The sequence below is a fragment of the Mycobacterium sp. NGS62 genome, from assembly GCF_059812285.1.
In genome coordinates, this window is the sequence record NZ_JCALCK010000014.1 from 1 (window position 1) to 10,905 (window position 10,905).

Annotated in this window: 8 protein-coding genes and 2 pseudogenes; 5 read left to right on the forward strand and 5 right to left on the reverse strand. The window is 64.2% G+C overall.

Annotation, left to right across the window (positions count from 1 at the left end; all coding sequences use genetic code 11):
• A partial coding sequence (locus AC5Y49_RS21855) for an HAD-IC family P-type ATPase (RefSeq protein ID WP_499891338.1) occupies nucleotides 1–1,340 on the reverse strand: 1,340 nt, incomplete at its 3' end.
• 128 nt (nucleotides 1,341–1,468) lie between these two features.
• Here AC5Y49_RS21855 and AC5Y49_RS21860 point away from each other — a divergent pair.
• Nucleotides 1,469–1,831 carry an ArsR/SmtB family transcription factor gene (locus AC5Y49_RS21860; protein WP_499891174.1) on the forward strand — a complete coding sequence of 121 codons (363 nt, stop codon included), beginning with the start codon at nucleotides 1,469–1,471 and terminating at the stop codon, nucleotides 1,829–1,831.
• Nucleotides 1,832–2,096: 265 nt separating this feature from the next.
• Here the strand turns inward: AC5Y49_RS21860 and nicT are convergent, their stop codons facing one another.
• Nucleotides 2,097–3,215: a Nickel transporter NicT gene (gene nicT / locus AC5Y49_RS21865; RefSeq protein ID WP_499891175.1), complete on the reverse strand. Its 1,119-nt coding sequence runs from the start codon at nucleotides 3,213–3,215 to the stop codon at nucleotides 2,097–2,099.
• A 42-nt stretch (nucleotides 3,216–3,257) separates the two neighbouring features.
• Between nicT and AC5Y49_RS21870 the strand changes: the two are divergent.
• Nucleotides 3,258–3,431, forward strand: a pseudogene (locus tag AC5Y49_RS21870) (IS256 family transposase); the annotation flags it as partial.
• 573 nt (nucleotides 3,432–4,004) lie between these two features.
• Here the strand turns inward: AC5Y49_RS21870 and AC5Y49_RS21875 are convergent.
• From AC5Y49_RS21875 to AC5Y49_RS21885, 3 genes are read right to left on the reverse strand one after another with little or no spacing between them, the layout of a single operon-like run.
• Nucleotides 4,005–4,625 (reverse strand): DUF5134 domain-containing protein, encoded by a 621-nt coding sequence (locus AC5Y49_RS21875; RefSeq protein ID WP_499891178.1) that lies wholly within the window; start codon nucleotides 4,623–4,625, stop codon nucleotides 4,005–4,007.
• Between the two features lie 6 nt (nucleotides 4,626–4,631).
• Nucleotides 4,632–6,980, reverse strand: coding sequence for a copper-translocating P-type ATPase (locus AC5Y49_RS21880; protein WP_499891340.1), 2,349 nt, complete (start codon nucleotides 6,978–6,980; stop codon nucleotides 4,632–4,634).
• 49 nt (nucleotides 6,981–7,029) lie between these two features.
• Nucleotides 7,030–7,347 (reverse strand): DUF1490 family protein, encoded by a 318-nt coding sequence (locus AC5Y49_RS21885; protein WP_499891179.1) that lies wholly within the window; start codon nucleotides 7,345–7,347, stop codon nucleotides 7,030–7,032.
• A 641-nt stretch (nucleotides 7,348–7,988) separates the two neighbouring features.
• On the opposite strand from AC5Y49_RS21885, the gene AC5Y49_RS21890 reads away from it, so the two are divergent.
• The 3 genes and pseudogenes from AC5Y49_RS21890 to AC5Y49_RS21900 form a co-directional block, all read left to right on the forward strand.
• Nucleotides 7,989–8,939 carry a DUF732 domain-containing protein gene (locus tag AC5Y49_RS21890; protein ID WP_499891181.1) on the forward strand — a complete coding sequence of 317 codons (951 nt, stop codon included), beginning with the start codon at nucleotides 7,989–7,991 and terminating at the stop codon, nucleotides 8,937–8,939.
• Between the two features lie 440 nt (nucleotides 8,940–9,379).
• Entirely contained in the window at nucleotides 9,380–9,817 is a 438-nt protein-coding gene (locus AC5Y49_RS21895) for a MerR family DNA-binding protein (protein WP_499891183.1), read from the forward strand.
• A 789-nt stretch (nucleotides 9,818–10,606) separates the two neighbouring features.
• A pseudogene (locus tag AC5Y49_RS21900) lies at nucleotides 10,607–10,905 on the forward strand (MerR family DNA-binding protein); the annotation flags it as partial.

The window sequence follows — 10,905 nt, forward strand, 5'->3', positions numbered from 1 at the left end:
ACCCCGACCGGGCGGCTGTCGCAGACAACAATCACCGCGGTGTAGCCACGGTGCTGTACCGCGTCCACCGTTGCAGCGGCGGTTGTTTCGTCGAGCCCGCCTAGCCGCGCGGCCGGGGAGCCCACACCGATGAGACGGTCACCGACCATTGCGGTTACGCCCCGACCGGGTTGGGCAGCGAACTTGTCGACGGTCGGCAGCTTGAGACCGCGGGTGTTGGCGGCGTGCACAATCGCCGCGGCAAGGGGGTGTTCGCTGGGGTGTTCGGCGGCCGCGGCCAGCCATAGCAACTCGTCCTCGCTGAAACTGTGGTCCAGAGCGTGGATTTCAGCTAGCTCAGGTGTGGCGCGAGTCAGCGTGCCGGTCTTGTCAAATGCGATCTGGGTGGTGGTGCCCAGCTGTTCCATCACGACCGCGGATTTGACGAGTACGCCGTGGCGGCCGGCGTTGGCGATCGCGGCCAGCAGTGGCGGCATCGTGGCCAGCACGACCGCGCACGGGGAGGCGACGATCATGAACGTCATTGCCCGCAATAACGCGGACTGCAGCGGATCACCCAACAGCAGCGGGATCACGAACACCGCGAGGGTGACTGCGACCATGCCGACCGAATACCGCTGCTCGACCTTTTCGATGAACAATTGCGTGCGGGCCTTGATCTGGCTGGCCTGCTCCACCAACGCGGCGATGCGGGCAACGACGAAGTCTTCGGCGCGTCGGTCGACGCGGATCCGCAGCGCGCCGGTGCCGTTGAGGGTTCCGGCGAACACCTCGTCGTCGGGGCCTTTGCCAACGGGTAGCGGCTCGCCGGTGATGGTGGCCTCGTCGACCTCGCTTCCGCCCGAGATCACCGTTGCATCGGCGGCGATCCGTTCACCGGGACGCACCACGAGCACGTCGCCGATCTCGACGCCGGCGGCGTTGATGGTTTCTTCCCCGCCACTAGCACTCACCCGGATTGCGGTGTCGGGGGTTAGGTCTAGCAGCCCATGTACCGAATCCTGAGTACGGGCGGTGGCCAGGGCTTCCAGGGCGCCGGAGGTGGCGAAGATGACAATCAGCAGGGCGCCGTCGGTGATCTGCCCGATCGCCGCAGCACCGATCGCGGCGGCGACCATCAGCAGGTCAACATCGAGTGTCTTGTCCCGTAGCGCCCGCAGGCCTGCCAAGCCGGGCTCCCAGCCGCCGGCGGCGTAGCAGCCCAGATATAGCGTCCACCACATCGCCTGCGGCGCACTGGTCAGCTGCATGATCAGGCCGACCAGAAAAAACACCAAGGCCAATGCGGCCCAACGCATCTCCGGCAAGGCGAACAGCTGCGTGCGGCGCACCGGCGCCATCGCAGACGCCGACGTGAGTGTCGGAACGGCCACCGGCACCTCCAAATCAAGGGCGACAAACGCGCTGACAATAGCATTGCCACATGAACACGTCTTCACGTGGGCTGAGTAGGGTATGCTGCTGCACTGTGGGACACGGGATCGAAGGCCGAGACCGTCCAGCGGCGCGGCTCGATGCCGCCGCCGCATCCCATGTCGCTACGACCTTGCAGGCATTAGCGACGCCGAGTCGGTTGCTGATCTTGACCGAGCTGCGGCAAGGATCGCTAGCGGTGACCGAGCTGGCCGAAAAGATCGGCCTGGAGCAGTCGGCGGTTTCGCATCAGCTGCGGCTACTGCGTAACCTCGGCCTGGTCGTGGGTGCCCGCACCGGCCGCAGCATCGTCTACAGTCTCTACGACAACCACGTCGCACAACTCCTCGATGAGGCCATCTACCACAGCGAGCACCTACGCATGGGAGTGCCCGACCGGCCCAAGACGGCCGGTTAGCGGACAGATCAACTCCGAGGTGTGATCGGCCATCAGCGTTGAATGACCGTCACAACGGATGCGGGCGCGCAAAGACCCTTCCAGAACCCGTCATTTGCAGGCGGTCACCGTCGAAAACGACGCTACCGATCCGGTACAGCAAACTGCCTATTTGACGTGACCACGAGCGGAGGGCTCTGCTCGGTTAAAACATTTTGCGCGTCAAATCCAATCCAGGTCGGTGGCGGGTGCGGCACGGTGCACTGCTGATTCGCGCCCGACACGTTTAGCCGACGCGTTCGGTCTGCACCGTCCACTTCTCCTCGATGCGTGCGTAACGCCAGATCAGCATTGCGACAGTCCATGTCAGCACAAATAGCCCGACGATGAGAAGCCCGATGGCGTTGAGGTCGATGCCGCCAAGCCAGTTCCAGAATCCACCCCTCCAGCCGAGCTGGTCGGCGAGCAGTCCGAGCACTTCCACGCTGCCGATCAGCAGCGCGACGACGACCGACAGTCCGGTGATGGTGATGTTGTAGTAGACCTTGCGTACCGGATTGGAAAACGCCCAGCCGTAGGCGAAATTCATGAACGAGCCGTCGACGGTGTCCAACAGGCACATCCCGGCGGTGAACAGCACCGGCAGACACAAGATGGCATACCAGGGCAGGCCGGCTGCTGCGCTGGTGCCCGCCAGCACCAGCAGTGCGACCTCAGTGGCGGTGTCGAAACCGAGCCCGAACAATAAGCCCACTGGATACATGTGCCAGGACGCGGTGATCGATTTGGTGAAGCGGCCCAGCACCCGGTTGAGCAACCCGCGGTTGTTTAGCTGTGCTTCGAGCTCGTCTTCGTCATAGAAGCCGCGGCGCATCCGCGCAAACACGCCCAGGATGCTCACCAGGATGACCACATTGATGATGGCGATCAGGCACAAGAATGCGCCCGAGACGCCGGTGCCGATCACGCTTGCGCCGTGATGCAGGGCCGAAGAATCGTCCTTGACTGGTCCGATGATCGCCTTGAGCCCGACTGCGATGAGCAGTGCCAGCCCGAACACAACGGAGGAGTGGCCGAGCGAGAAAAAGAACCCGACGCCAAGGGGCCGTTGCCCGTCGGTCATCAGCTTGCGGGTGGTGTTGTCGATGGCGGCGATGTGGTCGGCGTCGAATGCATGGCGCAGCCCCAGCGTGTAGGCCGTCAGCCCGATGTCGATGCCGAATGCCTTGTCTCCGACGCTAAAGTGCGCCGGCTCGACGACGAACACCAGGATGGCCCAACCGATTACGTGCAGCGCGACGATCACCGCCAGCATCGACCCGAGCCGCAGCCACTCGTCGAGCGTTAAAGCCGCCCGCAGCCGAGACCATGCGGATGGTTGCCTGCCGACCACGTCACCGACCATGTCGCGTTCCTTCTGGAAGAAAACCCATGGCTGCCGACGACAGGTTCGCGAGCGCAAGCGATCGCCTTGGCCTACAGGCTGATTGAGGTCACGTAGGCACGACGGCGCGCGGTGAACGCATCCCAGCTGGTCGCCCTCATCCGTGCCGGCGCCCGCTTCAAGAAGCGAAAGCCCGTCGAACGACCCAACGACGCGACCGTTGAGAAGGTCGCCTAAAAACCATGATCTACAACGATGCCAATGGCTTTACGGGTTGTGACATCGAGTCGTGCCACGCATCGGTGCTTTGCCATCAAACGGCTGGCTCGTGCCTTTCCCCGAGAGGTATCACCGCGGGCGTGACCTACCGGCAAAGCTGCTGCCGCCCAGCCGCAACGCAGGTAGCTGGGCGGCGGCCAGAGGTGTGCCTAGCTACCCGTCTTCACCGCTTGCGATTGGGCAGGTTTTTGCTGTTCAGTCTCATCCGCGCGGTTCTGATCGCGGTCGGCGGGCCCGGGTTCCTGCGACTGCGACTGCGGTTCATCGGTGGCGTGGGTGTGATGCGACATTGAGGATCCTCTCCTTCGCTTGTTGACTCGTCGACACCTAGGCCGACGCTCTCGACCATACTCCGAAGACATGTACATGTCATCATGTTTCGACTTCTGGACGAGACTGCCCAGTCGCATCCGATGCGACCGGCCGCGTGCTGATCAACGCCGTGGTGCGATCCGGCATCTACACCTGGCTCGGGCTATTCGTGCGCACCGCTTTCGACTGGGTGAATCCGGCGGGTCATTCCTCCGTTCCCTACAGCAACACACCGAACATGATGGCCATACCGGAGGCCATGAACGCGTTACAGAGTGTTCCCCAGTTCCCGAGACGCGCAGGGTTCGTCTTCCGCTGCGCGGCGTACCGGTAAAGCCAATACGCTGCCGCACTTGCGAATCCGACAGCCGCGATCCAGTCGAGCGTGGTAATCCACCCGGATTGGGCTGTCTCGGGTACCGATATGTCCATACCGGGCATCTTCATGCCCTGCGAGCTCGACATTGTGTGGTCGGGCGAGTGACCGCGCCCGTCCAGCGGGCCGCCGCTCATCACGGCGTACAGCCAAGCTACCGCCGCCATCATTATTGCGTGGTAGCCATTGGTCAGTCGGCCGGCGTCGCCGGAGAACAGGTGGGTAGCCACAAGCACGAACCAGACCGCCGCAGCTAGGAAGAAAACCATCGGCCCGAGGATCGGAAGTTTCATTCCGACGGGCCAGGCCATCACAACCATCGCCGCACACATCACTATGTGCAACAGGCGCTCGACCGTGCATATCCAGCGTTCACGTTGCGCGACAAGGCCATACACGTGTCCCGCGAAGCTTGCGCCGAAGAGGACGGTGACGGCCCACCGCAGGGCGAGGTCGGCGATCAAGACCCGCTACACCACATACTCGGGAATCCTCTGCGCGGTGTCGCGCCCGAATCGGCGTAGCCGCAGCGAGTTGGTCACCACGCTGACCGAGGAGAATCCCATCGCGGCGCCCGCGATGATCGGGTTGAGCACGCCGAGCGCGGCAAGAGGGATCGCGGCAGTGTTGTAACCGAAGGCCCAGCCAAGGTTTTGATAAATCGTGCGCAGCGTCAGCCTCGATAGCTCGATCGAATGCACGACGCCGTCGAGCCGCCCGGACATCAGCGTGATATCGGATGCCTCGATGGCCACGTCGGTACCGGTGCCCATCGCAATGCCCAGATCGGCCTGCACCAAAGCGGGGGCGTCGTTGACGCCATCGCCGACCATCGCCACCACTCGGCCCTCGTCTTGGAGTCGGCGAACCTCGGTTACCTTGTCCTCCGGTAACACCTCGGCCAGCACCCGGTCGATGCCGACCTGCTTGGCGATCGCGGCTGCCGTCCGGGCGTTGTCACCGGTGATCAATGCGACCTGCAGCCCCATGGCGTGCAGTTGCCGAACCACATCGGCGGCGTCGTCTTTCACCCTGTCAGCCACAGCGAGCACACCGACAACCTGACCGCCGCGGCCGACGAACACGGCGGTGTGGCCCTGTTCTTCCAGCTCCTCGGCCGCGGCGGCAAGGTGATCAGGCAGCACCAAATCGTGGTCGTCGACGAGCTTGCGCCGCCCAACGAACACCGGCCAGCCGTCGACCTCGGCCCGCACCCCATGCCCGGCCAGGTTGGCGAACGCCGTGGCGGCCGGAATCTCCAACCCTCGCTCGCGCGCACCGGCGACGATCGCCGCGCCGATGGGATGCTCAGAGCCCGACTCGACGCTGGCGGCCATCCGCAACACCAGGTTGGGCTGACGCCGCTTGTCGGCAATAACATCGGTGAGTTGCATCTGGGCGCGGGTGAGGGTGCCGGTCTTGTCGAACACCACGGTATCGATCTTCTTCGAGGCTTCCAGCACCTCCCCGCCCTTGACCAGGATCCCCATGTCTGCGCCGCGGCCGGTGCCGACCATGATCGCCGTGGGGGTGGCCAGGCCCAGCGCACATGGGCACGCGATGATCAGCACCGCGACCGCCGCAGTCATGCCAGCGACCGGATTGGCGGCGAACAGCGTCCAGCCGGCAAACGTCGCCACGGCAACGCCGAGAACAGCCGGCACGAACACCGCCGAGACCCGATCGGCCAACCGCTGTACCGGCGCCTTGCCGCCCTGTGCCTGCTCGACCAGGCGCACAATCTGGGCCAGCGCGGTGTCGGTCCCGACGGCGGTGGCGCGCACGGTCAGTAGCCCATCGGTGTTGACGGTGGCCCCGGCGACATGGTCACCCACCGTTTTCTCGACCGGGACGGACTCGCCGGTCAGCATCGACTCATCGACGGCGGCGCGCCCGTCGATGATCTTGCCGTCGACCGGGATCTTCTCCCCCGGCCGCACCAGCACCACGTCGCCGACTTGTACGCGATCAATCGGCACAAGGAGCTCCTGGCCGTCAACCAGCAGGCAGGCTTCCTTGGCGCCCATCTCCAGCAGCTTGCTGATCGCCTCTCGCGTCTTGCCGTGGGCTCTGGCCTCGAAATAGCGGCCCAGCACGACGAACGCAATGATCAATGCCGCGGTGTCGAAGAACAACGGCCCACCAACGAACAGCTGAACGGTGGAGTAGAGGAACGCGGTCAGGGTGCCGAGTGTGATCAGCGTGTCCATGTTCGCGGTTTTCTCCCGCGCCCGCTGCGCCGCCCCCAACAGGAACGGCCACCCGGCGATGAATTGCACCGGCACCGTCGCGCCGAAGGCTAACCACCCCGCCCACGGGTAAGCGCCGAAAAACATCGTCAAGCCAGATGCCACCAGCCCCAACGGCCAGGCCAACCACACTCGCCGCAACCAAGCCCGAATCCCGCGCTCGGCCTCCTCGCGCGGCGACAGCTGACCCGCGGTCACCGGCTCCAGCTGATGACCGATGCCTGCTAGCGCCTTCCGCAGCCGCTCGATCTCCGGCGGATTCTCCGGCGCGTCGCCGCGCAGACCCAACAGCATCCGGCCGATCCCGCCAACGACTTTCCCCACAATGCCGCCGTTATCAACTGAGCGCGGGGCACCCCAAGGCTCCGGGGCGACGGGGCTGCGCTCGGCCTGGGTGATCGCCGACAAGACAGCAGAGGAATCGCAGCGCCCGGGCACATACCGGATCACCACCGACGCCGTCCGTGGGTAGACACGCACAGTGCGCACCCCGGCCAGCTTGCCCACCATCTCTTCGATCGCGGCGACCCGGCCCTCATCGATACGAAAGCCGTTGGTGTGCACACGCATCCGCCCCGCCGCATCGGAAGCAACGGTCACGCCCACCTCCCGCTCAGCATCAATCGTCAGCATCAGCAGTCCTGGTCTTGGTCTTTCCAGTCCGCCGCGGCTGGGATGGAACGTCCTCGTCGGCCACCGCTGACAGCGGCGCTTTCTCCCCACTGCGCTCTATCGCCTCGGCGAACATGTCAGCGGCCGTCAGCCGCGCCCGCTCCGTCTTCGCCTCAGCCTTGCGCACACCGCGCACACCACAGGCCATCGCCGAAACCGTTGCCTCCCGCCACGGAGTCTTCGCCACCACCCGGTGCACCGCCTCATACGCCGCAAAAGTCAACACGTGGGGCGCCGCCTTCACCAAAAATCCATGCAGGGCCATCTCGACCGCTCCCTTCACAATCGTTGCCGTTATTGGCTTACCCTCGCGGCGGCGCGCGCGTCGCGCGTCGCGTTAGCCCACCGGCAACCCCCAAGGTAAGGGTTGCCCCTAGGGCAAGGTCAAGGGTTAGGCAACACCCGCGCCGGTGATGATTCATCGAGTTCACCGGGTCCTAATTGCACCTGATATTCGACCGGGCGCAGTACCGAAACATTTCGGAACGCCCTGGCCTACGCGATTACAGCGCGTATCACCGAAACCCGATGGCTCGGGAAACCGTAGGCGGCGAAACATTACGACGTTGGCCCTTGACTTTGTCCCCGCGGCAATCGCTAGCGTTGGAGTTACGGCGGTAATGCCTCCACCGTATTCACGCAAAGGAGGCGAACACGAGTTGAGCCACACCGTAATTGGGCCTCGTGGTCCCTGTAGGCCACTCTGCGGCGCACCGCCAACGCCGCAAGCAGATTTATCGATTGGCGACATTGTGCATCACTTACACACCGATCCTTTGAGCACCAGCGCCGTCGCGAAACATTCTGCAATGCAACGGCTCACGTCACAAGACCCGACCACGGTATCGCCGACGGCCAATGGCTCGCGACGCCGTGGGGCACCCTAGCAGAACGGAAACCCCTACCATGTCCACCGGCATCACTAGCCACGCCGGTGCCCTGGTTACCGCCATCATGGTGCTAACCGGCGCCGCAATTCTGAGCAGCGGCGCGGTATCCGCCGACCCAAGCCAGGACGACCAGTTTCTGGCACTGCTCGATAAAGATGAAATCCCTGCCATCAAGAACGTGCCAAGCGTCATCGCCGCAGCCCACAAAGTTTGTCGCAAACTCGATGGTGGTATGCCGGCGAACGACATACTGGACGGGCTAAGGAACGATGCGTACAACATAGACCCGACCGTGCATCTGTACCCTGCCCGCCTCACGACCACCATGACCCGATTCATCACTGCCGCAGTGGAGATCTACTGCCCATACGATCAAAGCAAGATAGCTTCCATCAAGGCTAATCCCGACCCGGTATCGAATGAACCGACGCACCGGGTCGCCACGTACACGCACAACACAGTCAACCCAGGAAGCGATTTACCGGAGCCGCCGCCGGGGTTGCATATGACCAACATGCCGGCGGCATGCCAGGAACCGACGGGCACCGGTACGGTGCGGCTGCCACACTCGATGGACGGCGGCGTTTTTGCGGCGGGCCGCTACCGGGACGACCAGTCAGACGTGCATGGCAAAATGCTCACCTCACTGATCGGAGCGGTTCCCACGGGGGATCCCCGCTTACCGGACCCGCCGCAGATTCCGCCACCACCGCCGCCGACGGCGCGTACCCTGACACCACCCCTGCCGACCGCCGCACCGCCGCCACCAAAACAATCGCCGCCGCCACCGCAACAGCCGCCGCCACCGCAAGAGGTGGAACCTCCTGCTGATGCTCCTCAGCCCGGGGGTGCTGCCGGCAGCGGCGGCAATGGTGGCAACGGGGGTGGCGGCAACGGCGGTGGCGGTCCGGTGGAGCCGTCGCCGGCGCGACCCAGGCCGCCGGGCTTTATCAGGCTCGCACCCTGAGACAGGAACCGAGTCGTCGGCTGCCGCCAATGCCCGCCGCTGATCGCTTCGCGATGATGACCTCGGTGCAGGCCGCACGGTCGTGAACTGCCGCGCGTAGTTCAAGCCAGTAACCTTTGGTTAACAGCCGCCCTCGATGGGCAAATGTTCTTCAGCAACTAGTGGCCCCCACTAGGGCGTTGTATTAAGTTCTGGCAGGCCATCGCGCCGTACCCTTGACTTTGCCCTTGAGGCAACCCCTACCGTTGGAGTCACCGTCGCCGATGCTCGCCGCCAGGGGGCGAGGCGTCACTCGACGACGTCTGCAATTCAGACGAAAAGGAGGAAGGGGAAGCGGACCCGCTACGCCGACACCGCGCCCCCAACGACCAATGAGCGCGACATCTGCATCCGGCACTCGCCCGGATACGTTTGAACCCAGCAGCTGGGAACCGTCATCAATGGCGGCCACCGTCCGTGAACGAAATCCGGTAACGCACACCGTCGGTGACGCCGCCAAAGCCATCGGCGTCTCGGCCAAGGCCATCCGGATCTGGGAAGCCAAGGGGCTGCTGCCGCCCGCTGAGCGCACCCAAGCCGGCTACCGGCTGTTCAGCGACGACGACATCGCGATCCTGCGGTTCATTCTGCGGGCCCGGACCCTTGGCCTAACCTTGTCGGAGATCAAAGACATCCTTGACCTGCATCGCCACGGTATGGCGCCCTGCGAGCAGGTCACCGCGCTGCTCGACAAGCACATTCGCGACATCGACCGCGCCATCGCCGACCTGCGCGCCCTACGCACCACCCTGGCCGCTGCGCTACAGAGCGCCCGCAGCGACCAACGCCGCGGACAGGCTGCCACCGTCTGCCGCATCATCGAATCGCCAACGGCATAGCCGATCATCGCGTCACTGCTCATTTATTTGAGGAAAGACTGAGCGCATGCAACTGGCGACGGTTCAGCTGCGCCACAGAGTCGTCGAGGCCCTTTTCCAGGAGCGCGAGAACCCCCGCCTACTCGGCTACCGGAGCGCGCAGTCGTACCAGCTCAGCATGCTCATCGACTGAAAGCGATTGGCCTCCAATAAGCTTCGGCGGACCGCCAGCGCCGGCCAAGGTTATCCGCCACCGCTCACCCACATATGCAAGAGGCTCTTATTCAGACCTAGCTCGCGGGCAAGATCAGTAACACGCCCGTTACCGTCGATGACACGATGTGTGACCTCGAAACCGGCTACTCAGAAGTAAACGATCGCCGAGTTCGTGGCATACCGGAAATCCTTCCGGGAAGGCGGACAGAGTTCGCAGCGACCTTCGCTCCTGGCACAACCGGAGCTGAGGTGGGTAGCGACACTCAGGGGCCCGCACTGGCGCTGGCCGAATCGACGGGTCGCCAAGCGCGGCTGCATGGCCCGAAGCCGATCGCACCGCCCAGCCAGGAGCGCCGGTTCAGCTGACCTTTTCCATCGTTTGCCCGCAGCAGCAAGTCGGATCCTGCCGGCCCTGACAATCCGGGGGTGCGCTCCTGGTCACCGTCAGTTCACATCCGCAGTCCGGCCGCGGGCAGCGGTACACGTCGCCTTCACGAAATGGCATCTTTCATCCTTGCGGTGTCGTAGGTATAGATGACGCTAAAGCTGGCCCCTGGGGACAGGTCAAGCCCATGCGACGAATCACGAAATTGGCGGCTTTCACCGCGGGGTCAAGCCGCCGGGCTGACTTGCAGAAGGTGCGCTAAATCTTGGCAATCCACGTCCGCGCCGAGGTGCCGTGCGGGCACGTCCGACAGGTCCTGAACACCCGTCTCGACGGAGTCCGCGCACAGATCGCCTAACTCGTCGCCCTTGAAGGCCACTTGCAGACCCTTCTCGACCACGCGCCGCACGCCGCACCCACCGAACACGACCGTTCCACGGTGTGCTGGGTCTTGGAAAGCGACCTGGATTCGGACGCCACCGCCGAGCTCAGCCACCCCCGCGACTAG

Excerpts from the sequence above, each read along its gene's own strand:
- nicT (WP_499891175.1), bottom strand. The coding sequence starts at position 3,215 with ATGGTCGGTGACGTGGTCGGCAGGCAACCATCCGCATGGTCTCGGCTG.
- AC5Y49_RS21890 (WP_499891181.1), top strand. The coding sequence starts at position 7,989 with ATGTCCACCGGCATCACTAGCCACGCCGGTGCCCTGGTTACCGCCATC.
- AC5Y49_RS21895 (WP_499891183.1), top strand. The coding sequence starts at position 9,380 with ATGGCGGCCACCGTCCGTGAACGAAATCCGGTAACGCACACCGTCGGT.
- AC5Y49_RS21880 (WP_499891340.1), bottom strand. The coding sequence starts at position 6,980 with ATGCGTGTGCACACCAACGGCTTTCGTATCGATGAGGGCCGGGTCGCC.
- AC5Y49_RS21885 (WP_499891179.1), bottom strand. The coding sequence starts at position 7,347 with ATGGCCCTGCATGGATTTTTGGTGAAGGCGGCGCCCCACGTGTTGACT.